The sequence below is a fragment of the Pantoea sp. SGAir0418 genome (genome assembly GCF_043529865.1).
In genome coordinates this window covers 2,423,432-2,448,555 of the sequence record NZ_CP027911.1, presented here as the reverse complement: position 1 = coordinate 2,448,555, position 25,124 = coordinate 2,423,432, and the positions used below count along the sequence as shown (strand labels likewise).

Genomic DNA, 25,124 nt, shown 5'->3' with positions numbered 1-25,124 from the left:
ATTGCTTTATGGATCACGCAATATATACCGCGATGGGCGCGGCCAGTCAGACGATGGAGCAACAGTCTGTCACCGCCAGCAACCTCGCCAACGCCTCGACGCCGGGCTTTCGCGCTCAGCTCAATGCGCTGCGCGCGGTGCCGGTCAACGGCTGGTCGCTGCCAACACGTACGCTGGTGGCTGCTTCGACGCCGGGTGCCGATATGTCGCAGGGCTCGCTCGATTACACCGAGCGTCCGCTCGATGTGGCGGTGCAGCAGGATGGCTGGCTGGCGGTGCGTACCGCTGACGGCAGTGAAGCTTATACCCGCAACGGTAACATGCAGATCAGCCCGACCGGCCAGCTGACCATTCAGGGCAATCCCGTGATGGGCGATGGCGGTCCGATTGCCGTGCCGCAGGGCGCGCAACTGACCATTGCCGCCGACGGCTCCATCACCGCGCTTAACGCCGGTGACGCGCCGAACGCCACGGTGCAGCTCGGACGGCTGAAGCTGGTACGTGCCACAGGCCAGGAACTGACGCGCGGTGATGACGGCATGTTCCGTCCCAGCGCCGCCACTCAGGCACAGCGCGGCGCGGCGCTGCCGAATGACGCGACCGTGCAGGTGATGCCGGGCGTGCTGGAGGGCAGCAACGTGAAGCCCGTGGAAACCATGGTCGACATGATCGCCAACGCCCGACGTTTCGAGATGCAGATGAAAGTGATCTCCAACGTCGATGAAAACGAACAGCGGGCTAATCAGCTACTCAATATGAGCAGCTAAGGCTTAAGGAAAACACAATGATTCGTTCTTTATGGATCGCGAAAACCGGTCTTGACGCACAGCAGACCAACATGGACGTCATCGCCAACAACCTGGCGAACGTCAGCACTAACGGCTTTAAGCGTTCACGCGCGGTGTTCGAAGACCTGATGTACCAGACCCTGCGTCAGCCGGGTGCGCAGTCGTCAGAACAGACCACGCTGCCGTCGGGCCTGCAGATCGGTACCGGTGTGCGTCCGGTGACCACCGAGCGTCTGCACAACCAGGGCAACCTGTCGCAGACCAGCAACTCAAAAGATGTGGCGATTAATGGTCAGGGCTATTTTCAGGTGCAGATGCCGGACGGTACGTCGGCGTATACCCGCGACGGCTCTTTCCAGGTGGACCAGAACGGCCAGCTGGTGACCAACGCCGGTTTCCCGGTGCAGCCAGGCATCACTATTCCGGCGAACGCCACCAGCATCACCATTGCGCGTGACGGCGTGGTGACGGTGACGCAGCAGGGGCAGACGCAGCCGGCGCAGGTTGGCCAGCTGACGCTCAGCACCTTCATGAACGATGCCGGACTGGATAGCGTCGGGGAAAACCTCTATCAGGAAACCCAGGCTTCCGGCGCGCCGACCGAAAGCACGCCGGGTCAGAACGGGGCCGGTCTGCTGTATCAGGGTTACGTGGAAACCTCCAACGTCAACGTGGCGGAAGAGCTGGTGACCATGATCCAGACGCAGCGCGCTTATGAGATCAACAGCAAAGCGATCAGCACCTCCGATCAGATGCTGCAGAAGTTAACCCAGCTGTAATGCCGGGATCGTTGGGCCAGCGCGTCTGGCCCGATTAAGAACATGAAAAAGGTCAGAACTCCGTGGCGAAGCAAGTGATTCTCAAGCCTGGGCATTGGTTAGTAGCCACGCTGCTACTGACCCTTAACGGTTGTGCGCTGGTGCCGCGCACGCCACTGGTACAGGGCGCGACGACGGCTGAGCCGACGCCATCTGCACCGCCGGTGGTGAACGGTTCCATTTTTCAGGGCGTGGCGCCGCTCAACTACGGCTATCAGCCGCTGTTTGAGGATCGTCGTCCACGTAACATTGGTGACACCCTGACCATTACGCTGCAGGAAAACGTCAGCGCCAGCAAAAGCTCTTCAGCCAATGCCAGCCGCGATGGCAGCAATAGCTTTGGCCTGAGCGCCATCCCAACCGGCCTGGCCGGACTGGTGGGTGCCGGCGGCGAAAAAGCCGCGCTCGACGCCAACGGCAAAAACGATTTCGCTGGCAAAGGTGGCGCAACCGCCAACAACACCTTTACCGGCACCATCACCGTCACCGTTAACCAGGTGCTGTCGAACGGCAACCTGCGCGTGGTCGGCGAGAAACAGATTGAAATCAACCAGGGCACCGAATTTATTCGCTTCTCTGGCGTAGTGAACCCGCGCACCATCAGCGCCAGCAACGCGGTGCTGTCAACGCAGGTCGCCGATGCACGTATTGAGTACGTCGGTAACGGTTATATCAATGAGGCGCAGACCATGGGCTGGTTCCAGCGCTTCTTCCTGAACGTCTCGCCGATGTAAGAGGTCATGATGAAAAACACTACACTGCTGCGTTTGGGCATGGGCCTGTTGCTCGGCATCAGCAGCCTGATGGCGCAGGCCGATCGCATCCGCGATCTCACCAGCGTGCAGGGCGTACGCGATAACCAGCTGATTGGTTACGGTCTGGTGGTTGGCCTTGACGGCACCGGTGACCAGACCACCCAGACGCCGTTCACCACGCAAACGGTGAGTAACATGCTGTCGCAGCTGGGCATCACCGTGCCTGCCGGCACCAACATGCAGCTGAAAAACGTGGCGGCGGTGATGGTCACCGCCAAACTGCCGTCGTTTGCCCGTCAGGGACAGACGGTTGACGTGGTGGTGTCCTCACTGGGTAACGCCAAAAGCTTGCGCGGCGGTACGCTGCTGATGACGCCGCTGAAGGGCGTCGATAACCAGGTTTACGCGCTGGCGCAGGGTAACATCCTGGTCGGCGGGGCGGGCGCCTCGGCCGGTGGCAGCAGCGTACAGGTTAACCAGCTCAACGGCGGCCGCATTACCGGTGGCGCCACTGTGGAACGTGAGCTGCAGAGCAACTTCGGCAGCCAGAACACCATCAACCTGCAGCTTAACAACGAAGATTTCACCATGGCGCAGCGCATTGCTGATGCCATCAACAGTCGTGGCGTGGGGTCAGCGCTGCCGCTGGACGCCCGTACCGTGCAAATCCGCGTGTCGCCAAATAACAGCTCGCAGGTACGTCTGCTGGCGGAGATCCAGAACATCGACGTGTCGGTACCGCTGGAAGACGCCAAAGTGATCATTAACTCGCGCACCGGTTCGGTGGTGATGAATCGCGAAGTGACGCTCAACACCTGTGCGGTGGCGCAGGGCAACCTGTCGGTCACGGTTAACCAGCAGCAGAATGTCAGCCAGCCGGATACGCCGTTTGCCGGTGGTCAGACGGTTGCCACCACGCAAACGCAGATCGATCTGCGTCAGAGCGGCGGCGCGCTGCAGCGGGTTAACGCCAGTGCCAACCTGAACAACGTAGTGCGGGCGCTGAATGCGCTGGGTGCGACACCGATTGAGCTGATGTCGATTCTGCAATCGATGGAGAGCGCGGGCTGCCTGCGCGCGAAGCTGGAAATTATCTGATGACCGATACGCAATCGCTGATGAACGCGGCGTATGACAGCCGCTCGCTGAACGAACTGAAACGCCAGGCTGCCGTGGACCCGAAAGGCAAAGCGCTGCAGGTGGCGAAGCAGGTCGAAGGGATGTTCGTGCAGATGATGCTGAAGAGCATGCGTGAAGCGCTGCCGCAGGATGGCATGCTGAGCAACGATCAGACGCGGCTTTACACCTCGCTTTACGATCAGCAGATTGCGCAGGAAATCGGCAAGCGCGGGCTGGGTCTGGCCGACACCATTGTCAAACAGATGCAGCCGGCGCAGGCACCGGACGAAAGCGCCGGTACCGTGCCGATGAAACTGGATAACAGCTTCATCTATAGCAGCATGGCGCCCACGCAGCTGGAGCAGATGGTGCGCAAAGCGGTGCCGCGTCTGCCGGTCTCGCCGGCCAGCCTGCCCGGTGACAGCAATGAGTTTATCGCCCAGCTGGCGCAGCCGGCGAAAGTGGCCAGCCAGCAGAGCGGCATTCCTCACCATCTGATTCTGGCGCAGGCGGCACTGGAGTCCGGCTGGGGCCAGCGGCAGATCCTGACGCGCGACGGTAAGCCGAGCTACAACGTGTTCGGGATCAAAGCCAGCGGCGACTGGAAGGGCGAAACCACCGACATCATGACCACGGAATACGAGGGCGGTGAAGCGAAGAAAGTGCGCGCCACCTTCCGCGTTTATGGCTCCTACTTCGAAGCGCTCAGCGATTACGTGCGGTTGATTTCCAGTAACCCACGCTATGCGGCAGTAGCGAACGCACCGAGCGCCGAGCAGGGCGCGCGCGCGCTGCAGGCAGCCGGCTACGCGACTGACCCGAAATATGCGCAGAAACTGGTAGGAATGATTCAGCAATTCAAAAACATGGGCGAAAAAGTGGTTAAGGCTTACAGCCAGGATTTCACCGACCTGTTCTGATTTTTCCGCTCAAGTTTCGCTTAAGCACGCCGATAACCTTCACATGCCGCGGGCGTTGTGGCCCGCGCAATCGCACTGATGACTGCCAGCCCGGTTAACGGGAAAAAGGAACCGAGATGTCCAGCATAATTAACTCCGCGATGAGCGGGCTGAGCGCCGCACAGGCCGCATTAAGCACCACCAGTAACAACATCAGTAATTACACCGTGGCCGGTTATTCGCGCCAGACGATTTTGCTGTCGCAGGCCAACAGTACGCTGCAGGGCAGCAACTATTATGGCAACGGCGTCAATGTGACCGGCGTGCAGCGTGAATACGATGAGTTTATTACCGCCCAGCTGCGCGGTAACAGCGCCAACTACAGCGCGGTCAATTCACAGTACAACCAGATTTCGAATATTGATGATCTGTTGTCGACGTCGACCACCAGCCTGTCTGACTCGATTCAGAGCTTTTTCACTAACGTGCAGAACGTGGTGAGTAACGCCGACGATCCTTCTGCGCGTCAGTCTATGCTGAGCTATGCGCAGGGACTGGTAAACCAGTTCCAGACTACCGCACAGTATCTGACCAGCATGCAAAACAGCGTCAATACGGACATCAAAGCCAGCGTCGAGCAGATCAACACTTACTCCAGCCAGATTGCCGATCTCAACACGCAGATCGCCAAGCTGACCACCGGCGGCGGCTCTGCGCCTAACGACCTGCTCGATCAGCGCGATCAGCTGGTTAATAACCTGAATGGCCTGGTCGGCGTGAACGTGTCGCAGCAGGACGGTAACTATATCGTCTCGATGGGCAACACCACGCTGGTCAACGGCAGCAAAACCACCTCGCTGATCGCCATGCCTTCCAGCAGCGATGCGTCGCGCATTACCGTGGGCTATGTCGATAAGCAGGCCGGTAACGTTGAGATCCCGGAAAAAACGCTGACCACCGGTTCGCTCGGGGGCCTGCTGGCGTTCCGTACCCAGGATCTGGATAACGCGCAGAACCAGCTCGGGCAGCTGGCAGCGGCATTCACCACCAGCTTCAACCAGGTGCACAGCCAGGGCTATGACAGCAAAGGCAACACCGGCATCAACTTCTTCAATATTGGTAGCCCGACAGTGGTGACCAACAGCAAAAACACCTCAGCCGCTACCGTCAGTGCCAGCTGGACCGATACCGGGGCGATGAAAGCCTCTAACTACAGCGTCAGCTATGACGGCAGCAACTGGTCGGTGACGCGTCTTTCGGACAACGTGAAAGTGACGCCGACCATGGGCAGCGATGGTGCCGGTAATACCACCATGAGCTTTGATGGACTGTCATTAACGGTAAATGGAACGGCTAACGCCAAAGACAGCTTCCTGGTCAAACCGGTGCAGGATGTGATTAGCGGCATGTCAGTGGCTATCACCAGTGAATCACAGATCGCGGCAGCTTCGGCTGCGGGTGGCGCCAGCGATAACCGTAACGCGCAAAAGCTGCTGGACCTGCAGGATGCCAAACTGATTAATGGTAACGCCACGCTGGCGCAGGGTTATGCCAGCCTGGTGAGCACCGTCGGCAACAAAACCAAAAACCTCGAAACCGCTGCCACCACCCAGAAGGGCGTGGTGACGCAGCTGACTGAACGTCAGCAGTCGGTTTCTGGCGTAAACCTCGACGAAGAGTACGCCAACCTGAGCAAATATCAGCAATTTTACATGGCGAACGCGCAGGTACTGCAAACCGCCAATACCATTTTCGATGCTCTGATGAGCATTCGCGGTTAATACGGGAGGCCTGACCGATGAGACTCAGTACCAATATGATTTTCGACCAGCAGGTGCGCGGCGTCACTGACGCGCAATCCTCCTGGCTGAAAGCGGGTGAACAATTGTCAACCGGTCGCCGCGTGACCAATCCGTCTGACGATCCGATCGCCGCTTCGCGCGCCGTGGTGCTGTCGCAGACGCAGGCGCGCGACAGCCAGTTCGCGCTGGCGCGTTCGTTCGCGAATCAGGGACTGTCGCTGGAAGAGAGCACGCTGAGTGATGTCACGACGGCGATTCAGTCGGCGCAATCCACGCTGATCAGCGCCGGTAACGGCTCGCTGAGTGACGATGACCGTGCGTCTTATGCTACCCAGCTGGAGGGCATTCGCTCGCAGCTGCTCAACCTGGCCAACAGCAAAGACGGGAACGGCCGCTACCTGTTTGCCGGCTATGCGTCCGACAAGCCGCCGTTCACCGAAGATGCCAGCGGTAAAATCATCTATAGCGGTGGCAGCGACGCGATCACCCAGAAAGTCGACAGCGAACGCACCATGACGGTGGGCCATACCGGTAATTCAATTTTTGACCAGCTGACCAGCAACGCCAAGCCGGAGCCGGATGGCAGCGCCAGCCAGACTAACCTGTTCGATATGCTGGATGACGCCATTGCGGCGCTGAAAGTGCCGCAGAATGACGCTGACGATGCCACTAAACAGACCTTCAGCGCGGCGATGGACAAAGCCAACCGTGGCTTCAGCAACTCGCTGAACAACGTGCTGGCGGTGCGTTCTGAGATTGGTACCCAGCTGGACGAACTGGATACGCTGGATGCAAAAGGTGACGACCGCAAGGTGACGCTGAAAGATCAGATGAGCACGCTGGTTAACGTCGATTACACCGAAGCCATTTCTACCTACACCATGCAGCAGCAGCTGCTGCAGGCGTCGTACACCACCTTTAGCGATATGTCGAAGATGTCGCTGTTCCAGATGAATAAATAAACCTGACTGTTTGAGCGTACTTAAACCGGGTACGCTTAGTTTTTCCCACTGCCTGCGAGGGCCGTGGGATTTTTTTTGGCTTTTATTCAGAGTGTTCAGTCAGGTGGAAGGGGAGAATGCGGGCAATAAAAAACCCCGGACCAGCCGGGGTTTGGAGACGGTAGTGCTCTACAGCAGAGACTTACGCGCTTTCCGGACGGGTAGCCGGTGCGGTAGCCTGATGCGTGGCGCTGTGACCACCGGCTGAACCGCGTCCTTCGAAGTTGAAGGCCGGACGAACCCAGTCACTGTGGCGCTCGGGCTCAGGTTCCCATGCCGGTGCCGGTGCTTTTGTCATCGGCGCCGTAGCGTGATGCTTGAAGCGGGTCTCAGCATGGCTAACCCCGGTATCACGGGCGGCAACCGGTGCGTGCGGTTCGGTGACCGGCGCGACAGGCTCTTCGGCCGCGACCGGCGCGGACAGCACCTCTTCTACCTGCGCTTCAACCGCGGGTGACACCTCGATCGGAGCCTGTTCAGCTGCGCTAACCGCTTCGGTAACCACTGGCGGCGTCTCTTCGGCAGGCGTAACAGCCGGTTGCGCTTCTGCTGCGGTTTCCTGTGCAACCGCTTCATCGGCTGCGGAAATCACTGCTGGCTGGTGATCAACCGGTGCCGCCACTGGCGTCAGGTCATCAGTATTCACCACCGGCACCTCAGTGTGCGCCTGCGGTTCAGCCTGATGCACCACTTCTGGCGCTGGCGTTTCTGGCTGTGCCACGGCTGTGGCTTCGACAGCCACAGGCAGTTCTTCCGCCGGGGCGGCATCCTGATAGCCATAGTCTGGCATTTCGTTCAGCGCCTGGTTAGAGGTGAAGTGCTCGTGAGTCTGCGTGACCGGATAGGTGATCCACACTTTGCCTGACGCCATCTCTGGTGAGGCAGCTGCTGTTTCCAGCGGCATCGCAGACTGCGTAGGGTAACGCTCGTCACGATAGCGACGACGACGCTGACCGCTGACGCGCAGATGACGCGGTGAGCGACGTGAACGGCGCGGCATGTTGGCCCCGTCACGGTTCTCGCTGTCATCCTGCTCATCCTGAGCGGTTTCGGCTTGCTCTTTCAGCTGGGCGCGCTGGCTATTTTCCTGCACCGCTTCAGTAACGGCAGCGGCAGGCAGCTCAGCAGGCATCGCGTCAGCGTTTTCACCTACGCGCACGCGCTGACTGAGCTGGCGCTGTTTGCGACGCGGCATAACCTGAACGCGTTCGTCTTCCTGCGCAACGCTGTCATCAACGCTATCAACAACAGGCACCTGCTCAGCAACCTGCGGCTCCTGCTGCGCACGCTTCTCTTCCTGACGACGACGCTGGCGCTCAGCACGCTGTTCGCGACGCTGTTGCTGCTGCTCATCACGCTGCTGCAGTTGCTCTTCAGTCAGCGCCGGACGCTCGCCGCGCGCGTCATTCTGACGCTTGTTACGGCGGTTATCCTGATCGCGTGGCTCGCGGGCTTCACGAGGCTCACGGGGTTCACGCGGCTCGCGCGCTTCACGTGGCTCACGGCCTTCACGGCTCTGCGCATGCTCACCGTTACGCGGCGTGCGCTCGCGGCGATTGTTGTTGTTGCGGCGATTGTTACGACGCTCACCACGCTGCTGCGTATTCTCACCGTCAGCCGTTTTCGCTTCGGTCTTCTCTTCAGCAGGGGCTGCGGCGGGGGCATCACCGGCAAACAGTTTTTTCAGGCCACCCAGCAGGCGCGCAACAAAACCGGTGCTGACCGTCGCGGGTGCTGCGACCGCCGGTTTGGCTTTGACGTCAACCGCTGCCGGCTGGCTCTCTTCGCTCACTTCAACCGGAGCCGGTGGTGCATCCGGCATCACGAAGGCGGCCAGTGCAGGCTGCTCCGGACGACGACGCTCAGCGTGCTCTTCTTCCGAAGGCAGCGCCATCTCAGCTTCATGCAGTTTCGGCAGGTGATAGGAGAGGGTTTGCGTCTCTTCACCTTTGCGCACGCGCAGCACCGAATAGTGCGGCGTTTCCATCTGATCGTTTGGCACGATGATGGCACGCACGCCGCCCTGACGTTTCTCAATCGCACTGACCGCTTCACGTTTTTCGTTCAGCAGGTAAGAGGCCACCTGAACCGGCACAATGGCGTGCACTTCTTTGGTGTTGTCTTTCAGCGCTTCTTCTTCAATCAGACGCAGGATCGACAGCGACAGCGATTCGTTATCACGAATGGTGCCGGTACCGCTACAGCGCGGGCAGACGTGATGGCTGGACTCACCCAGTGACGGGCTGAGGCGCTGACGCGACATCTCCAGCAGACCAAAGCGCGAAATGTGGCTGATCTGGATACGCGCCCGATCCTGACGTACCGCTTCACGCAGACGGTTTTCCACGGCGCGCTGATGGCGCACAGGCGTCATATCGATGAAGTCGATAACAATCAGACCACCGAGGTCGCGCAGACGCAGCTGACGGGCAATCTCGTCGGCGGCTTCCAGGTTGGTGTTGAAGGCGGTCTCTTCGATATCACCACCGCGTGTCGCGCGGGCGGAGTTGATATCAATGGCGGTCAGCGCTTCGGTGCTGTCGATAACGATAGAACCGCCGGACGGCAGACGCACTTCGCGCTGGAACGCCGATTCAATCTGCGATTCGATCTGGTAATGGCTGAACAGCGGAATTTCACCGGTGTACAGTTTGATTTTGCTGCTGAAGTCCGGACGACCGAGCGCGGCGATGTGCTGACGCGCCAGCTCCAGCACTTTCGGGTTATCGATAAGGATTTCACCGATATCCTGACGCAGGTAGTCGCGGAAGGCGCGCACAATCACGTTACTTTCCTGATGAATCAGGAACGGTGCCGGGCGGCTGTCTGCGGCTTTTTTGATGGCTTCCCAGTGCTTCAGACGGAAGCTGAGGTCCCACTGCAGCGATTCGGCAGATTTGCCGACGCCAGCGGTACGCACGATCAGGCCCATGCCGTCCGGCAGCTCCAGCGCTGACAGCGCCTCTTTCAGCTCGGTACGGTCATCACCTTCGATACGGCGGGAAATGCCGCCAGCGCGCGGGTTGTTGGGCATCAGCACCAGATAGCTACCGGCCAGCGAAATAAAGGTGGTCAGTGCTGCCCCTTTATTACCGCGCTCCTCTTTATCGATTTGTACGATCACTTCCTGGCCTTCACGCAGCACATCTTTGATGTTCGGACGGCCATGCGCGTTGTAATTAGCAGGGAAGTATTCGCGGGAAATTTCTTTCAGAGGGAGGAAACCGTGACGCTCGGCACCGTAATCAACAAACGCAGCTTCGAGGCTGGGTTCAATACGGGTGATTTTACCTTTGTAGATGTTGGCTTTTTTCTGCTCGTGTCCGGGGCTTTCGATATCCAGATCGTACAGACGTTGTCCGTCAACAAGGGCAACGCGCAACTCCTCCTGCTGAGTTGCGTTGATTAACATTCTTTTCATCGTGACTTACTCGTTATTCTCACATGAGTGATAAAGCTGCGGGCATCGTTACCCTGGACGAGAATCAACCGATGGCCCCGTGTCTGCATGCACTGACGTCAACCTCACGGTTGTCGGCGGCTAAAGGGGCGCAAATCTTGTCGGTGGCCTGTTTTTCATAAGGAAAACCAGCGCCTGAAGGTGGAAGTGCTACAGAGTATTCAAAAATCCACACATCCCAGTCTGTCGTCCAGGCCGCAACCCGCAGCCCGCTAAGTGCCTGATTAAACATCACGTCTTACGCCATTGCTGCGTGTCCGTTTCATCCGGCAAAATACCTTAATTTCGCTCTTTTTCCTGCCTGACTCTTTCCAGGACAGAAACCTCTGCATTATTCCATTGCTTAGCAACTTATAGCAAGGCGACTTTTACCGAGCTGTGAAGTTTGTTCATCCTTAACCTGTTCATTTGCAGGGGTAATCATCGCATCGTTGAAAAAGCCAGCATTCTGGCCGCATAACGCGGCGATAAAGTCAGAGTTAAGCACAGAAAAAGGGGTGGCGCTATCCGGGGACACTATTTAGAATCGCCGCCATGAAAACAGAGAATCCCGGCGTACAGTTTGTCGCCATCACGGCTGAAAATGCCGGTCAACGCATTGATAACTTTTTGCGCACCCAGCTGAAAGGGGTGCCGAAAAGCATGATTTACCGCATTCTGCGCAAAGGCGAGGTGCGGGTGAATAAGAAGCGCGTAAAACCTGAATATAAGCTGGAAGACGGCGACGAAGTGCGTGTGCCGCCGGTGCGCGTGGCCGAGCGTGAAGAGCAGGCAGTGTCGCCCAAACTGGATAAAGTAGCGGCGCTGGAGTCATGCATTCTGTATGAAGACGATTATCTGCTGGTGCTGAACAAACCGTCCGGCACCGCGGTGCACGGCGGCAGCGGGCTGAGCTTCGGCGTGATTGAAGGGCTGCGCGCGCTGCGCCCGGATGCGCGTTTCCTTGAACTGGTGCACCGTCTCGATCGTGACACGTCCGGCATTTTGCTGGTGGCGAAGAAGCGCTCGGCGCTGCGTTCACTGCACGAGCAGCTGCGTGAGAAGGGCATGCAGAAGGATTATCTGGCGCTGGTGCGCGGCGACTGGCCATCGCACCTGAAAGTGGTGCAGGCACCGCTGCTGAAAAACATTCTGCAAAGCGGCGAGCGCGTGGTGCGGGTCAGCGCCGAGGGCAAGCCCTCAGAAACGCGCTTTAAAGTTGAAGAACGTTTTGGCCTGGCGACATTAGTTAAAGCCAGTCCGGTGACCGGACGTACGCATCAGATTCGCGTGCATACCCTGCATGGCGGGCACCCGATTGCCTTTGACGATCGCTATGGCGATCGCGAATTCGATCGCCAGCTGGCATCAACCGGTCTGGCGCGGCTGTTCCTGCATGCTGCCGCGCTGACGTTTACCCATCCCAACACCGGCGAAAGCCTGCGTATGGAAGCGCCGCTGGATAAGGCTCTGAAGCACTGCCTGTCCCAGCTGCGCCAGCAGAAAAAAGCCTGAGAGCGTGGCATCAGCCCAGCGGATTGATGCCCGCCTGCCTTAGCAGGCCATTCAGCGCGATCAGCGGTAAGCCAATCAGGCTATTGGGATCGCGCCCCTCCAGCCGTTCGAACAGACAAATCCCCAGTCCCTCACTTTTGAAACTGCCGGCGCACTGCAGCGGCTGCTCCAGCTCGACGTAGCGCGCAATCTCTGCCGCGCTCAGTTGTCGAAAATGCACGGTAAAGGGTTCACACAGCACATGCTGCTGCGCGCTGGCGGGGTGAATCAGCGCCAGGCCGGTGTAAAAGGTAATGGCTTTGCCGCTCGCCAGCGCCAGCTGCTGGCAGGCGTTCTCGGTGGTATGCGGCTTGCCGGCGATGCGGCCATCCAGTACACAGACCTGATCGGACCCAATGATCCAGTGCGCAGGATAGCGCGCGGCCAGTGCCTGCGCTTTGGCAATGGCCAGACGCTGCACCAGCTGCGGCGCGGCTTCTCCCGGCAGCGGCGTTTCATCACTTTCAGGGGCGGCAGTGATAAACGGCAGGCCGAGCTTGCGTAGCAGCGCCTGACGGAACGGAGAGGTTGAGGCTAAAACCAGCGGTGTCATCATTTTTTTGCAGAAGTGATAGCGTAAAGATGACAGGCATTTTAAACTATGCGCCGCACTGGATGCGACTAACGGGTGAAAGATGCTGTAAACCGGCCTTTTTCTTTGACTCTATGACGTTACAAAGTTAATATGCGCGCCCTATGCAAAAGGTAAAATTACCCCTGACGCTCGATCCGGTCCGCGCCGCGCAAAAACGCCTGGATTATCACGGTGTTTACGCACCTGAATTGGTGGCGCGCCTGGCCGAAACGGTCGTGAGTGTGGACAGTGATGTGGAATGTGCCATGTCGTTTGCGGTTGACAACCAGCGCCTCGCGGTTCTGCAAGGAACAGCCGATGTGCAGGTAACGTTGTTATGTCAACGCTGCAACCAACCGTTCCCGCATGCTGTGCACGTAAGCTATTGCTTCAGTCCTGTCTCTTCTGATGAGCAGGCCGAGGCACTGCCGGAAGCCTACGAGCCGGTCGATGTCAACGATTTCGGTGAAATCGACCTGCTGGCGGTGATCGAAGATGAACTCATCCTCGCGCTGCCGGTCGTTCCGGTGCATGATTCTGAACACTGTGAAGTGTCCGACGCGGACATGGTCTTTGGCCAGCTGCCTGAAGAGGCGGAAAAACCAAACCCATTTGCCGTATTAGCCAGTTTAAAGCGTAAGTAATAGGAGTAAGGTCCATGGCCGTACAACAGAATAAACCAACCCGTTCTAAGCGTGGTATGCGTCGTTCGCACGATGCGCTGACCACTACCACTCTGTCAGTAGATAAAGTTTCTGGTGAAACTCATCTGCGTCACCATATCACTGCGGATGGTTACTACCGCGGTCGCAAGGTTATCACCAAGTAATTCTTTGCGGTTACGCAAGGCGATACCTTGACACGTTTGACCCTGGCAGTTGATGCCATGGGCGGGGACTTCGGTCCCTGCGTGACAGTGCCTGCAGCCTTGCAGGCACTGGCCTCTCATTCGCAGCTGGTTCTTCTTCTGGTCGGCGATCCCGACATTATCTCGTCATTTCTTGCCAAAGCGGATTCCTCGTTACTGGGGCGTGTGCAGGTAATCCCTGCCGAATCGGTTATTGCAAGTGATGCCAAACCCTCGCAGGCGATTCGTAACAGCCGCGGCAGTTCCATGCGCGTGGCGTTAGAACTGGTGAAAGAGGGGAAAGCGCAGGCGTGCGTCAGTGCCGGCAATACCGGTGCGCTGATGGGCCTGGCAAAATTATTACTGAAGCCGCTGGATGGCATTGAGCGTCCGGCCTTGATGACCGTGCTGCCGCATCAGCAGCACGGCAAGACGGTGGTGCTGGATCTGGGCGCTAACGTCGATTCCGACAGTGAAATGCTGGTGCAGTTTGCAGTGATGGGTGCGGTGATGGCGGAAGAAGTGCTGGAAATCAGCCAGCCGCGCGTCGCGCTGCTCAACATTGGTCAGGAAGAGACGAAGGGGCTGGAGACGATCCGCGCCGCATCGTCGGTGCTGCGGGCCTCGCCGCAGATCAACTATATTGGTTACCTTGAGGGGAACGATCTCCTCACCGGCAAGACGGATGTGCTGGTCTGTGATGGCTTCGTGGGTAATGTCACGTTGAAGACCATGGAAGGCGTGGTAAGAATGTTTCTTTCTCTGCTCAAATCGTCAGGTGAAGGAAAAAAACGGGCCTGGTGGCTGAAATGGCTGGGACGCTGGATCCAAAAGCGTCTGGCTAAACGTTTCGGTCATCTCAACCCCGACCAGTACAATGGCGCTTGTCTGTTAGGATTGCGCGGGACAGTGATCAAGAGCCACGGCGCGGCGAATCAACGCGCGTTTGCCGTGGCGATAGAACAGGCAGAGCAGGCGGTGCGCAAGCAAGTTCCCGAGAGAATTGCCGCGCGCCTTGACGCTGTATTAGCCAGGAGTGACAAAGCGTAGATGTTTACCAAAATTATCGGTACGGGCAGCTATTTGCCTGAGCAGGTTCGCAGCAACGCGGACCTGGAAAAAATGGTGGAGACTTCGGACGAGTGGATTGTCACCCGGACCGGTATTCGTGAACGTCGCATTGCGGCACCGGATGAAACGGTAGCCAGCATGGGCTTCACCGCTGCCCAGCGTGCGCTGGAAATGGCGGGCGTGGAAGCCAGCGACGTTGGCCTGATCATCGTGGCAACCACCTCGTCCAGCCACGCCTTCCCGAGCTCAGCGTGCATGATTCAGCAGATGCTGGAAATCAACGACTGCGCCGCCTTCGATCTCGCAGCCGCCTGTGCCGGTTTTACCTATGCACTAAGCGTGGCCGATCAATACATCAAAAACGGTGCGGTGAAGCACGCGCTGGTAATCGGCGCGGATGTGCTGGCACGCACCCTCGATCCTGAGGATCGCGGCACCATCATCCTGTTTGGTGATGGCGCGGGTGCCGTGGTGCTCGGCGCAAGCGAAGAAGCGGGCATTCTCTCCACACATCTGCATGCCGATGGCCGCTACGGTAAGCTGCTGACGCTGCCGTACCAGGATCGCGCGCATCAGGATGAGCCGGCTTACCTCACCATGGCCGGCAACGAAGTGTTTAAGGTCGCGGTAACTGAGTTGGCGCATATCGTCGATGAAACGCTGCAGGCGAATAATCTCGATCGTGAACAGCTTGACTGGCTGGTGCCGCATCAGGCCAACCTGCGCATCATCAGCGCCACCGCCAAAAAGCTCGGCATGGGCATGGATAAAGTGGTGGTGACGCTGGATCGACACGGCAACACCTCGGCAGCGTCGGTGCCAAGCGCGCTGGACGAAGCGGTACGTGATGGCCGCATCAAGCCCGGACACCTGATTTTGCTCGAGGCCTTTGGTGGCGGTTTCACCTGGGGCTCGGCGCTGGTTCGCTTTTGATTGACAGGAACGCAAGATGACGCAAATTGCTTTTGTTTTCCCGGGACAGGGATCGCAGACCGTCGGCATGCTGGCCGATCTGGCAGCGGAAAATCCACAGGTTGAAGCCACTTTCCGTGAAGCTTCTGACGCGCTGGGTTACGACTTATGGCAGCTGGTCCAGCAGGGCCCGGCTGAAGAGCTGAACAAAACCTGGCAGACCCAGCCGGCGCTGCTGGCAGCCTCGGTCGCGATTTATCGCGTCTGGCAGAGCAAAAATGGCGCGCAGCCCGCGCTGATGGCCGGACACAGCCTCGGTGAATACTCTGCGCTGGTGTGTGCGGGCGTGCTGAATTTTGCTGACGCCATCAAGCTGGTAGAACTGCGCGGCAAACTGATGCAGGAAGCGGTGCCGGAAGGCACGGGCGCCATGCAGGCGATTATCGGTCTCGACGACGCGGCAATTCGCAAAGCCTGTGAAGAGAGCGCGCAGGGCCAGGTGGTTTCGCCGGTCAACTTCAACTCGCCGGGTCAGGTGGTTATCGCCGGCAATAAAGAAGCGGTTGAACGTGCCGGTGCCGCCTGTAAAGCGGCCGGTGCCAAGCGCGCGCTGCCGCTGCCGGTCAGCGTGCCGTCGCACTGTGCGCTGATGAAGCCGGCCGCTGATAAGCTGGCGGTGGCGCTGGAAAGCGTGACCTTCAATGCACCTTCGGTGCCGGTGGTGAATAACGTTGACGTTAAATGCGAAAGCGACGCTGCAGCAATCCGCAGCGCGCTGGTGCGTCAGCTTTACAGCCCGGTACGCTGGACTGAGGCGGTTGAGTTTATCGCTGCGCAGGGCGTGACCGTACTGCTGGAAATCGGCCCGGGTAAAGTGCTGACCGGCCTGACCAAACGAATTGTGGACAGCCTGACGGCTGCAGCGGTGAACGATCCGTCGTCACTGGCTGCGGCGCCTGGCCAGGAATAAGAGGAAAATCATGAGCTTTGAAGGTAAAGTAGCGCTGGTGACCGGCGCCAGCCGCGGTATCGGACGTGCCATCGCGGAAACGCTGGCGGCACGCGGTGCAAAAGTGGTGGGTACTGCCACCAGCGAAAGCGGCGCGGAAGCCATCAGTGCTTACCTCGGCGACAAGGGCAAAGGTCTGCTGCTGAACGTGACCGATGCGGCCTCTATTGAGAGCGTGCTCGAGAAAGTTCGCGCCGAATTTGGCGAAGTTGACATTTTGGTCAATAATGCAGGCATTACGCGTGACAATCTGCTGATGCGCATGAAGGACGATGAGTGGGCGGATATCCTCGATACCAACCTGACATCGGTGTTCCGCCTGTCGAAGGCGGTCATGCGTGCCATGATGAAAAAGCGCGTGGGCCGTATCATTACCATCGGTTCGGTAGTTGGAACCATGGGTAACGCGGGTCAGGCAAACTATGCGGCAGCAAAAGCAGGTTTGATTGGCTTTAGCAAATCACTGGCGCGAGAAGTTGCGTCACGTGGCATTACCGTAAACGTCGTGGCTCCGGGCTTTATTGAGACGGACATGACGCGTGCACTGAACGAAGATCAGCGCTCGGGCATTCTGGCAGAAGTGCCGGCAGGTCGTTTAGGCGACCCGCAGGAGATTGCCAATGCTGTTGCATTCTTAGCCTCTGACGAAGCCGCCTACATCACGGGTGAGACGCTGCACGTCAATGGCGGCATGTACATGGTCTGATAATCACGAAATCATTTGCATTATCTGCGGTAAACACCGCAGAATAACGCAAAATCGTGGTTCGACCAGCCGGGATTTTGTTGCATCTTTTTCAACATTTTATACACTACGAAAACCATCGCGAAAGCGAGTTTTGATAGGAAATTAAATAGTATGAGCGATATCGAACAACGCGTTAAGAAAATCGTAGCTGAGCAGCTGGGCGTTAAAGAAGACGAAGTGGTTAACGGCGCTTCTTTCGTTGAAGACCTGGGTGCAGATTCTCTTGACACCGTTGAGCTGGTAATGGCTCTGGAAGAAGAGTTTGATACTGAAATTCCAGACGAAGAAGCTGAGAAAATCACTACCGTTCAGGCAGCGATCGACTATATCAATAACCATAAAGGTTAATGAATATCTTCAGGCGGTCATTCGACCGCCTGAGTTTTATGTTTGCCCCACATAGCGTCATTATTTCCCTCCCTGGAGGACGAACGTGTCTAAGCGTCGTGTAGTTGTGACCGGTCTTGGCATGTTGTCTCCTGTCGGCAATACCGTAGAGTCTACCTGGCGTGCTCTCCTTGCCGGTCAGAGCGGCATTAACCTGATCGACCATTTTGATACCAGTGCCTACGCAACGCGTTTTGCGGGTCTGGTGAAAGATTTTAACTGCGATGAATACATCTCGCGCAAAGATCAACGCAAGATGGATGACTTCATCCAGTACGGCATTGTGGCCGGTATTCAGGCTATGGCGGACTCCGGTCTGGTCGTAACCGAGGAGAATGCCGGACGCATCGGTGCGGCTATCGGTTCCGGCATCGGCGGTTTGGGTTTGATCGAAGATAACCATACCTCGCTGGTCAATGGCGGTCCGCGCAAAATCAGCCCATTCTTTGTGCCTTCAACCATCGTTAACATGGTCGCTGGCCACCTGACCATTATGTACGGCCTGAAAGGCCCGAGCATCTCGATTGCGACTGCCTGTACGTCTGGCGTGCACAATATTGGTCATGCAGCGCGCATCATCGCGTATAACGACGCGGATGTGATGCTGGCCGGCGGTGCTGAGAAAGCCAGTACGCCACTGGGCGTGGGCGGTTTCGGCGCGGCGCGTGCGCTCTCTACCCGTAACGACAATCCGCAGGCGGCGAGCCGTCCGTGGGATAAAGATCGTGACGGTTTCGTGCTGGGCGACGGTGCCGGTATCGTGGTGCTGGAAGAGTACGAACACGCGAAAAAACGCGGTGCGAAGATTTATGCGGAAATCGTTGGTTTCGGCATGAGCAGCGACGCTTACCACATGACATCACCACCGGAAGACGGTTCAGGTGCAGCCGCAGCGATGGTTAACGCGCTGCGTGACGCGCAGCTGGATCCGGCGCAGATTGGCTATGTTAACGCGCACGGCACCTCAACGCCGGCCGGTGACAAAGCCGAAGCGCAGGCGGTGAAGTCGGTGTTTGGTGCGTCAGCGCACAGCGTGATGGTCAGCTCGACCAAGTCGATGACCGGTCACCTGCTGGGTGCGGCGGGCGCGGTAGAGGCGATTTATTCGATTCTGGCGCTGCGCGACCAGGCGGTTCCGCCCACCATCAACCTCGACAATCCTGACGAAGGTTGCGATCTGGACTTTGTGCCGCACACGGCGCGCCAGGTCAGCGGACTGGAGTACACGCTGTGTAACTCCTTTGGATTCGGCGGCACCAACGGCTCGCTGATCTTCCGCAAGGTATAAGCGCTATCCAGCCGAACAGAGGCCCGCAATGCGGGCCTTTTTTATATTTTGTCACGCAGTGGCGTGGAATGTTACGCGCCACAGTGCTATTCAACGCTGTCGCCAGCGGCAGAGGAGAAGCGCATGTGGATTAACGGAGTGGTACAGGACACCCTTTCTGCCCGCGATCGCGCGGTGCAGTTTGGTGACGGCTGTTTCACCACGGCGGCAGTCAGAGAGGGCCGAATCCAGCTGCTGGAGGCGCATCTGCAGCGTCTGCAGGACGGCTGCCAGCGTTTGCTGATGGCCGCGCCGGATCGCGCCTTACTGGCGGAGGAGATGCGCCGCGCTGCGGCGGGCCAGCGCGAAGCGGTGCTCAAAGTGATCCTCACGCCGGGCGCGGGCGGACGCGGCTACAGTCGCGCCGGCTGCACGCAACCCACGCGTATCATCGCGCTCGCACCCTGGCCACAGCACTACGCCACGCTGCAGCAGCAGGGCGCGCGGCTGGTGACCAGCCCGGTGCGGCTGGCGCAGAACCCGCTGCTGGCCGGCATCAAACATCTCAACCGGCTGGAGCAGGTGCTGATTCGCCAGCAGCTGGACGCGTGCGACGCTGACGAAGCGCTGGTGCTTGACACCGCCGGGACGGTAGTGGAATGCTGTGCGGCCAATTTATTCTGGCGCAGCGGTGAGGTCATTTTCACGCCGCGCCTCGCGCAGGCCGGCGTTGATGGCATCATGCGTCGTTATCTGCTGGCGCAGCTGGCCCAGGCCGGTCACGACTGCCAGCAGGTGGAGGCCAGCCGAACGGCGGTATTAAGCGCCGATGAAGTGGTGATCTGTAACGCGCTGATGCCAGTATTACCCGTGCGGCAAATTGACGACGTCACCTTTTCCGCACGCACGCTGTACCAGCAACTGCTCGCCAGTTGCCAGACGATGGAAGCATCATGACCCGAATGAAAAAAATAGTTGCCGGCGCCGTAGTCATCGCTGGCCTGGCTGCCGCATTTAGCTACTGGCAGATTAAACGCTTTGCCGCGACGCCATTAACCATTCACCAGGAAACCCTGTATACCCTGCCGGCCGGCAGCGGTCGCGTGGTGCTGGAAGCGCAGCTGGAGAGCCAGCACATCATTCCACAAAGCATCTGGTTTGGCCCGTTGCTGAAGCTGGAGCCCGATCTGGCTAACTTCAAAGCCGGGACGTATCGCCTTGAAACCGGTATGACGGTGCGCCAGCTACTGCAGTTGCTGGCCAGCGGCAAAGAGGCGCAATTTCCGCTGCGCTTTGTCGAGGGTTCCCGGCTGAAAGAGTGGCTGGCTGAGCTGCGTAAAGCGCCATACCTTAAACACACGCTGCCGGATGATGAATTTGCCAGCGTTGCGGCTGCGCTTAAGCTTGATGTCAGCCAGCTGGAAGGCGGTTTCTATCCGGATACCTATCTGTATACTGCCAACACCAGCGATGTGGCACTGCTGGAGCGGGCGCACACGCGCATGAACAAGCTGGTGGATGAGATCTGGCAGGGGCGGATGGCCAGTCTGCCGTATAAAACACCGCAGCAGATGGTCACCATGGCGTCGATTATCGAAAAAGAGACCGGCGTCAGCGAAGAGCGCGCGCGCGTTGCCTCGGTATTCATCAATCGCCTGCGCACCGGTATGAAACTGCAGACCGATCCCACGGTGATCTACGGAATGGGCGACAGCTATACCGGTACGCTGACGCGCAAGGATCTTGAGACCCCGACCGCGTACAATACCTATACCATCAGCGGTCTGCCGCCGGGACCGATTGCCATGCCGGGGCGCGCCTCGCTGGAAGCGGCGGCCCATCCGGAGAAGACCAATTACCTCTATTTCGTCGCGGATGGCAAAGGCGGTCACACCTTTACCACCAATCTGGCCAGTCATAATAAAGCCGTGCAGGTTTACCGGCTGGCGATGAAGGAAAAAAATGAAAAGTAAGTTTATCGTCATCGAAGGGCTGGAAGGCGCCGGCAAAACCACCGCGCGTGAGGCGGTGGTTGCGGTCCTGCATGAGCAGGGTATTGAAGACGTGGTCTTTACCCGTGAGCCGGGCGGCACGCCTTTGGCCGAACAGCTGCGCGTGCTGGTGAAACAGGGCATTGATGGCGAACAGGTGAGTGATAAAGCCGAGCTGCTGATGCTGTATGCGGCACGGGTGCAGCTGGTAGAAAACGTCATCAAACCGGCGCTGGCACGCGGTGCCTGGGTGGTGGGCGACCGTCACGATCTTTCGTCGCAGGCGTATCAGGGCGGTGGCCGCGGGCTCGACACCCAACTGATGACCACGCTGCGTGATGCGGTGCTGGGCGATTTTCGTCCCGACCTGACGCTCTATCTCGACGTCACGCCGGAGATTGGCCTGCAGCGTGCCCGGGCGCGCGGCGAACTGGATCGCATTGAGCAGGAGTCGCTGAACTTTTTTACCCGCACGCGCGAACGCTATCAGGCGCTGGCTGCTGCCGATCCGACCATCAAAACCATCGATGCGACACAGCCGATTGAGAATGTGACAGCGTCACTTAAAGCCGTGCTGCGTCAGTGGCTGGCAGGTCAGGCGGCATGAACTGGTATCCGTGGCTGAACCAGCCGTACCGACAGATCATTGCCCGCCATCAGAGTGGACAGGCACATCATGCGCTGCTGATTCAGGCCATTGAGGGCATGGGCGACGATGCGCTGGTGTGGGGCGTCAGCCGCTGGCTTATGTGTCAGCAGCCGCAGGGACTGAAAAGCTGCGGTCAGTGTCACGGCTGCCAGCTGATGCAGGCGCACACCCATCCGGACTGGTATCGGCTGGAAGCGGAAAAGGGAAAAGCCTCGCTCGGCATTGATGCGGTTCGCGACGTCAGTGAGAAGCTGTACCATTTTGCCCAGCAGGGTGGCGCGAAAATTGTCTGGCTGCCGGATGCGACGCAACTGACCGAAGCCGCCGCCAACGCGCTACTGAAAACGCTGGAAGAGCCGCCCGCCAACTGCTGGTTTTTCCTCAGCGTGCGCGAGCCGTCGCGACTGCTGGCCACGCTGCGCAGCCGCTGTATGACGTGGCATCTGTCGCCGCCGGAAGAGACGCACAGCCTGCAATGGCTGCAGAAACAGCAGCCGCAGCCGGAAGCGATATTGCGCGCGGCGCTGCGTCTGAGCAACGGTGCACCGGCTGCGGCGCTGGCCTTGTTACAGCCGGACCGCTGGCAGGCACGGCAAACGCTGTGCGACAGCCTGAACAGCGCACTGAGCGGCGATATTCTGCAGCTATTGCCGGCGCTCAACAGCGACGATGTGGCGGTTCGCCTCGGCTGGCTGCTTTCGCTACTGGTGGATGCGATGAAGGTGCAGCAGGGCGCCAGCAACTGGCTGAGTAATGGCGATCGCCCGGACGTGGTGACGCAGCTGGCGCAGCAGTTCAGCAGCAGCGCGCTGAATGCGAGCGTGCAGCAGTGGCTGCAGTGTCGCGAGCAGCTGCTGCACGTGGCGGCGCTTAATCGTGAACTGATTCTGACCGACTGTCTGCTTGCCTGGGGACGTTTGCTGTCTCCCGCTACGGTCGGCTAAGGGTAAAAGAGAAATTTATGTTTATTGTTGATTCGCACTGCCATCTCGATGGCCTTGATTATGAAACCCAGCACCGCGATCTGGATGACGTGATTGCCAAAGCGGCGGCGCGGGATGTGAAATTCATGCTGGCGATTGCCACCTCGCTGCCGGATTACTACAAAATCAAGCAGCTGGTCGGCGAACGTGACAACATCGCGCTGGCCTGCGGCGTGCATCCGCTCAATCAGGAAACGCCGTATGACGTGGAAGAGTTTCGCCGTCTGGCGGCGGAAGAGCAGGTGATTGCGCTGGGCGAAACCGGGCTGGATTATTTTTACCAGCAGGAGACCAAAGCCCAGCAGCAGGCCTCGTTCCGTGAGCATATCCGCACCGGCATTGCGCTGAACAAGCCGATTATTGTGCACACCCGCGATGCGCGCGAAGACACGCTGGCTATTCTGCGTGAAGAGCAGGTAGAGCGATGCGGCGGCGTGCTGCACTGTTTCACCGAAGACAAAGAGACGGCGGCGCAGCTGCTGGATCTTGGGTTCTACATCTCCTTCTCCGGCATTGTGACCTTCCGTAACGCCGAACAGATTCGCGAAGCAGCGCGCTATGTACCGCTGGATCGCATTCTGGTTGAAACCGATTCACCCTATCTGGCGCCAGTACCGCATCGCGGCAAAGAAAACCAGCCGGCCTTCACCCGCGACGTAGCTGAGTATATGGCCGTGGTGAAGGGCGTCGATCTTGCGACCCTGGCGGCCGCCACCACGGAAAACTTCTCCCGCCTGTTTAAGGTGCCGATGAGCCGACTCGGCGGCTAACGCGCTTTATTTCAAACTCTGTAATTAATCTGAAATCACTCATCTGCGCTGCGTGTTTCGCGGCGCAGGCAGTGATTTATTGCTGTTTATAGCAGCAAGTCAGTAAGAAATGACTGAAATTTCAGCGCTGTGTTTGGTGAAACGTGATAGCCGTCAAAGTAACGTGTCGTCATTTATTTTACCCTTCGTAATAAATCAAAAGACGCTCAGCGTCACCCCGGCTAAGGATCCTCCCCCTTTGCCATGCGCACTGCGCTAAAAAATGCACTCATACTCAGGAGCTTCTATGTTCAAGAACGCATTTGCGAACCTGCAAAAGGTAGGTAAATCGCTGATGTTGCCGGTATCGGTTCTGCCGATTGCCGGTATTTTGTTAGGTGTTGGTTCTGCTAACTTCAGCTGGCTGCCGGAAGTGGTTTCCCACGTGATGGCCGAAGCGGGTGGTTCGGTATTTGCTAACATGCCGCTGATCTTTGCGATCGGTGTGGCACTGGGCTTTACCAATAACGACGGCGTGTCGGCGCTGGCCGCCGTGGTCGCCTACGGCATTATGGTGAAAACCCTGGCTGTGGTCGCGCCGCTGGTGCTGCATCTGCCGGCAGCCGAGATCGAAGCCAAACACCTCGCCGATACCGGGGTGCTGGGCGGCATTATTGCTGGTTCGATTGCGGCCTACATGTTCAACCGCTTCTACCGCATCAAGCTGCCGGAATACCTCGGCTTCTTTGCCGGTAAGCGCTTTGTGCCGATCATTTCCGGTCTGACCGCGATTTTCACCGGTGTGGTGCTGTCCTTCATCTGGCCACCTATTGGTACCGCGATTCAGGACTTCTCCCAGTGGGCGGCCTATCAGAACCCGGTGGTGGCGTTCGGTATTTACGGTGTGGTTGAGCGTGCGCTGGTGCCGTTTGGTCTGCATCACATCTGGAACGTTCCTTTCCAGATGCAGATTGGTGAATTCACCAACGCGGCTGGTCAGGTCTTCCACGGTGACATTCCGCGCTACATGGCGGGTGACCCGACTGCCGGTAAACTGTCTGGCGGCTTCCTGTTCAAGATGTACGGTCTGCCGGCTGCGGCTATCGCCATCTGGCATTCTGCTAAACCTGAAAACCGCGCCAAAGTGGGCGGTATCATGATCTCCGCTGCGCTGACCTCGTTCCTGACCGGTATCACCGAGCCGATCGAGTTCTCGTTCATGTTCGTGGCACCGATCCTGTACGTGATCCACGCCATCCTGGCGGGCCTGGCGTTCCCAATCTGTATTCTGCTGGGCATGCGTGATGGCACCAGCTTCTCACACGGTCTGATCGACTTCATCGTGCTGAGCGGCAACAGCAGCAAAATCTGGCTGTTCCCGATTGTCGGTATCATCTACGGTCTGGTGTACTACACCGTGTTCCGCGTGCTGATCGCAAAACTGAATCTGAAAACCCCGGGTCGTGAAGATACGGCCATGGAGCAGAGCAGCGCGACCGGCAGTGAAATGGCGGGCAAGCTGGTCACGGCGTTCGGTGGTAAAGAGAACATCACTAACCTTGATGCCTGTATTACCCGTCTGCGCGTCAGCGTGGCGGACGTAGCGAAGGTGGATCAGGCTGAACTGAAAAACCTCGGCGCGCGTGGTGTGGTGGTGGCCGGTTCCGGTGTGCAGGCGATTTTCGGCACCAAGTCCGATAACCTGAAAACCGAGATGGATGATTATATCCGCAGTATGTAAGTGACATGACGGCAGGCCGGG

The 25,124-nt window shown here is 58.4% G+C and carries 24 protein-coding genes; 22 read left to right on the top strand and 2 right to left on the bottom strand.

Annotated features, from left to right (window positions below):
- Positions 1-8: 8 nt before the first annotated feature.
- The 7 genes from C1N84_RS11350 to flgL all read left to right on the top strand — a co-directional run bounded on the left by C1N84_RS11350 (position 9) and on the right by flgL (position 7,143).
- Positions 9-767 carry a flagellar basal body rod protein FlgF gene (locus tag C1N84_RS11350; RefSeq protein WP_058759464.1) on the top strand — a complete coding sequence of 253 codons (759 nt, stop codon included), beginning with the start codon at positions 9-11 and terminating at the stop codon, positions 765-767.
- Positions 768-784: 17 nt separating this feature from the next.
- Positions 785-1,567 carry a flagellar basal-body rod protein FlgG gene (flgG, locus tag C1N84_RS11345; RefSeq protein ID WP_021506418.1) on the top strand — a complete coding sequence of 261 codons (783 nt, stop codon included), beginning with the start codon at positions 785-787 and terminating at the stop codon, positions 1,565-1,567.
- 62 nt (positions 1,568-1,629) lie between these two features.
- Positions 1,630-2,340, top strand: coding sequence for a flagellar basal body L-ring protein FlgH (locus C1N84_RS11340; RefSeq protein ID WP_021506417.1), 711 nt, complete (start codon positions 1,630-1,632; stop codon positions 2,338-2,340).
- A 39-nt stretch (positions 2,341-2,379) separates the two neighbouring features.
- Positions 2,380-3,459, top strand: coding sequence for a flagellar basal body P-ring protein FlgI (locus C1N84_RS11335; RefSeq protein ID WP_241797958.1), 1,080 nt, complete (start codon positions 2,380-2,382; stop codon positions 3,457-3,459).
- Positions 3,459-4,400 (top strand): flagellar assembly peptidoglycan hydrolase FlgJ, encoded by a 942-nt coding sequence (gene flgJ, locus C1N84_RS11330; protein ID WP_021506415.1) that lies wholly within the window; start codon positions 3,459-3,461, stop codon positions 4,398-4,400. The genes C1N84_RS11335 and flgJ overlap by 1 nt, the downstream gene beginning before the upstream one ends.
- A gap of 116 nt (positions 4,401-4,516) precedes the next feature.
- Positions 4,517-6,160 carry a flagellar hook-associated protein FlgK gene (gene flgK, locus C1N84_RS11325; protein WP_021506414.1) on the top strand — a complete coding sequence of 548 codons (1,644 nt, stop codon included), beginning with the start codon at positions 4,517-4,519 and terminating at the stop codon, positions 6,158-6,160.
- Positions 6,161-6,177: 17 nt separating this feature from the next.
- Positions 6,178-7,143: a flagellar hook-associated protein FlgL gene (gene flgL / locus C1N84_RS11320; protein WP_059010446.1), complete on the top strand. Its 966-nt coding sequence runs from the start codon at positions 6,178-6,180 to the stop codon at positions 7,141-7,143.
- A gap of 181 nt (positions 7,144-7,324) precedes the next feature.
- Here the strand turns inward: flgL and rne are convergent, their stop codons facing one another.
- Positions 7,325-10,603 carry a ribonuclease E gene (rne, locus tag C1N84_RS11315; RefSeq protein WP_264441390.1) on the bottom strand — a complete coding sequence of 1,093 codons (3,279 nt, stop codon included), beginning with the start codon at positions 10,601-10,603 and terminating at the stop codon, positions 7,325-7,327.
- A 573-nt stretch (positions 10,604-11,176) separates the two neighbouring features.
- On the opposite strand from rne, the gene rluC reads away from it, so the two are divergent.
- A complete protein-coding gene (gene rluC, locus C1N84_RS11310; protein ID WP_264441389.1) occupies positions 11,177-12,136 on the top strand; it encodes a 23S rRNA pseudouridine(955/2504/2580) synthase RluC in 960 nt (319 codons plus the stop codon).
- A 10-nt stretch (positions 12,137-12,146) separates the two neighbouring features.
- On the opposite strand, the gene C1N84_RS11305 is transcribed toward rluC, so the two are convergent.
- Entirely contained in the window at positions 12,147-12,728 is a 582-nt protein-coding gene (locus tag C1N84_RS11305; protein WP_185749254.1) for a Maf family protein, read from the bottom strand.
- 143 nt (positions 12,729-12,871) lie between these two features.
- On the opposite strand from C1N84_RS11305, the gene yceD reads away from it, so the two are divergent.
- The 14 genes from yceD (at position 12,872) to ptsG (ending at position 25,103) form a co-directional block, all read left to right on the top strand.
- The gene (yceD, locus tag C1N84_RS11300) at positions 12,872-13,393 is read left to right on the top strand and encodes a 23S rRNA accumulation protein YceD (RefSeq protein ID WP_058759469.1); all 522 of its coding nucleotides are present in this window, start codon (positions 12,872-12,874) and stop codon (positions 13,391-13,393) included.
- A gap of 14 nt (positions 13,394-13,407) precedes the next feature.
- The gene (rpmF, locus tag C1N84_RS11295) at positions 13,408-13,578 is read left to right on the top strand and encodes a 50S ribosomal protein L32 (protein WP_016192161.1); all 171 of its coding nucleotides are present in this window, start codon (positions 13,408-13,410) and stop codon (positions 13,576-13,578) included.
- 27 nt (positions 13,579-13,605) lie between these two features.
- On the top strand, positions 13,606-14,646 hold the full coding sequence (plsX, locus tag C1N84_RS11290) for a phosphate acyltransferase PlsX (protein WP_141495564.1): 1,041 nt from the start codon (positions 13,606-13,608) through the stop codon (positions 14,644-14,646).
- Entirely contained in the window at positions 14,647-15,600 is a 954-nt protein-coding gene (locus C1N84_RS11285) for a beta-ketoacyl-ACP synthase III (protein ID WP_104186882.1), read from the top strand.
- 16 nt (positions 15,601-15,616) lie between these two features.
- Positions 15,617-16,549, top strand: a complete 933-nt coding sequence (fabD, locus tag C1N84_RS11280) for an ACP S-malonyltransferase (RefSeq protein WP_058775428.1) — start codon at positions 15,617-15,619, stop codon at positions 16,547-16,549.
- A gap of 10 nt (positions 16,550-16,559) precedes the next feature.
- Positions 16,560-17,294 (top strand): 3-oxoacyl-ACP reductase FabG, encoded by a 735-nt coding sequence (gene fabG, locus C1N84_RS11275; RefSeq protein ID WP_021506405.1) that lies wholly within the window; start codon positions 16,560-16,562, stop codon positions 17,292-17,294.
- A gap of 153 nt (positions 17,295-17,447) precedes the next feature.
- The gene (gene acpP, locus C1N84_RS11270) at positions 17,448-17,684 is read left to right on the top strand and encodes an acyl carrier protein (protein WP_010617251.1); all 237 of its coding nucleotides are present in this window, start codon (positions 17,448-17,450) and stop codon (positions 17,682-17,684) included.
- A gap of 85 nt (positions 17,685-17,769) precedes the next feature.
- On the top strand, positions 17,770-19,011 hold the full coding sequence (gene fabF / locus C1N84_RS11265) for a beta-ketoacyl-ACP synthase II (RefSeq protein WP_394541628.1): 1,242 nt from the start codon (positions 17,770-17,772) through the stop codon (positions 19,009-19,011).
- 123 nt (positions 19,012-19,134) lie between these two features.
- Positions 19,135-19,947: an aminodeoxychorismate lyase gene (gene pabC / locus C1N84_RS11260; RefSeq protein ID WP_264441386.1), complete on the top strand. Its 813-nt coding sequence runs from the start codon at positions 19,135-19,137 to the stop codon at positions 19,945-19,947.
- Positions 19,944-20,963 carry an endolytic transglycosylase MltG gene (mltG, locus tag C1N84_RS11255; protein WP_264441385.1) on the top strand — a complete coding sequence of 340 codons (1,020 nt, stop codon included), beginning with the start codon at positions 19,944-19,946 and terminating at the stop codon, positions 20,961-20,963. The genes pabC and mltG overlap by 4 nt, the downstream gene beginning before the upstream one ends.
- Complete coding sequence (gene tmk / locus C1N84_RS11250) at positions 20,953-21,588, top strand: dTMP kinase (RefSeq protein WP_104092814.1); 636 nt, start codon at positions 20,953-20,955, stop codon at positions 21,586-21,588. Before mltG ends, tmk begins: the two co-directional genes overlap by 11 nt.
- Entirely contained in the window at positions 21,585-22,574 is a 990-nt protein-coding gene (gene holB / locus C1N84_RS11245) for a DNA polymerase III subunit delta' (protein WP_058780746.1), read from the top strand. The genes tmk and holB overlap by 4 nt, the downstream gene beginning before the upstream one ends.
- Before the next feature lie 17 nt (positions 22,575-22,591).
- Positions 22,592-23,383, top strand: a complete 792-nt coding sequence (locus C1N84_RS11240) for a metal-dependent hydrolase (RefSeq protein WP_264441384.1) — start codon at positions 22,592-22,594, stop codon at positions 23,381-23,383.
- A 286-nt stretch (positions 23,384-23,669) separates the two neighbouring features.
- A complete protein-coding gene (gene ptsG, locus C1N84_RS11235) occupies positions 23,670-25,103 on the top strand; it encodes a PTS glucose transporter subunit IIBC (protein WP_021506398.1) in 1,434 nt (477 codons plus the stop codon).
- Positions 25,104-25,124: the final 21 nt, after the last annotated feature.

Excerpts from the sequence above, each read along its gene's own strand:
- C1N84_RS11350 (WP_058759464.1), top strand. The coding sequence starts at position 9 with ATGGATCACGCAATATATACCGCGATGGGCGCGGCCAGTCAGACGATG.
- flgG (WP_021506418.1), top strand. The coding sequence starts at position 785 with ATGATTCGTTCTTTATGGATCGCGAAAACCGGTCTTGACGCACAGCAG.
- C1N84_RS11335 (WP_241797958.1), top strand. The coding sequence starts at position 2,380 with ATGGGCCTGTTGCTCGGCATCAGCAGCCTGATGGCGCAGGCCGATCGC.
- flgJ (WP_021506415.1), top strand. The coding sequence starts at position 3,459 with ATGACCGATACGCAATCGCTGATGAACGCGGCGTATGACAGCCGCTCG.
- flgK (WP_021506414.1), top strand. The coding sequence starts at position 4,517 with ATGTCCAGCATAATTAACTCCGCGATGAGCGGGCTGAGCGCCGCACAG.
- flgL (WP_059010446.1), top strand. The coding sequence starts at position 6,178 with ATGAGACTCAGTACCAATATGATTTTCGACCAGCAGGTGCGCGGCGTC.
- rne (WP_264441390.1), bottom strand. The coding sequence starts at position 10,603 with ATGAAAAGAATGTTAATCAACGCAACTCAGCAGGAGGAGTTGCGCGTT.
- rluC (WP_264441389.1), top strand. The coding sequence starts at position 11,177 with ATGAAAACAGAGAATCCCGGCGTACAGTTTGTCGCCATCACGGCTGAA.
- C1N84_RS11305 (WP_185749254.1), bottom strand. The coding sequence starts at position 12,728 with ATGACACCGCTGGTTTTAGCCTCAACCTCTCCGTTCCGTCAGGCGCTG.
- yceD (WP_058759469.1), top strand. The coding sequence starts at position 12,872 with ATGCAAAAGGTAAAATTACCCCTGACGCTCGATCCGGTCCGCGCCGCG.
- rpmF (WP_016192161.1), top strand. The coding sequence starts at position 13,408 with ATGGCCGTACAACAGAATAAACCAACCCGTTCTAAGCGTGGTATGCGT.
- C1N84_RS11285 (WP_104186882.1), top strand. The coding sequence starts at position 14,647 with ATGTTTACCAAAATTATCGGTACGGGCAGCTATTTGCCTGAGCAGGTT.
- fabD (WP_058775428.1), top strand. The coding sequence starts at position 15,617 with ATGACGCAAATTGCTTTTGTTTTCCCGGGACAGGGATCGCAGACCGTC.
- fabG (WP_021506405.1), top strand. The coding sequence starts at position 16,560 with ATGAGCTTTGAAGGTAAAGTAGCGCTGGTGACCGGCGCCAGCCGCGGT.
- acpP (WP_010617251.1), top strand. The coding sequence starts at position 17,448 with ATGAGCGATATCGAACAACGCGTTAAGAAAATCGTAGCTGAGCAGCTG.
- pabC (WP_264441386.1), top strand. The coding sequence starts at position 19,135 with ATGTGGATTAACGGAGTGGTACAGGACACCCTTTCTGCCCGCGATCGC.
- mltG (WP_264441385.1), top strand. The coding sequence starts at position 19,944 with ATGACCCGAATGAAAAAAATAGTTGCCGGCGCCGTAGTCATCGCTGGC.
- tmk (WP_104092814.1), top strand. The coding sequence starts at position 20,953 with ATGAAAAGTAAGTTTATCGTCATCGAAGGGCTGGAAGGCGCCGGCAAA.
- holB (WP_058780746.1), top strand. The coding sequence starts at position 21,585 with ATGAACTGGTATCCGTGGCTGAACCAGCCGTACCGACAGATCATTGCC.
- C1N84_RS11240 (WP_264441384.1), top strand. The coding sequence starts at position 22,592 with ATGTTTATTGTTGATTCGCACTGCCATCTCGATGGCCTTGATTATGAA.
- ptsG (WP_021506398.1), top strand. The coding sequence starts at position 23,670 with ATGTTCAAGAACGCATTTGCGAACCTGCAAAAGGTAGGTAAATCGCTG.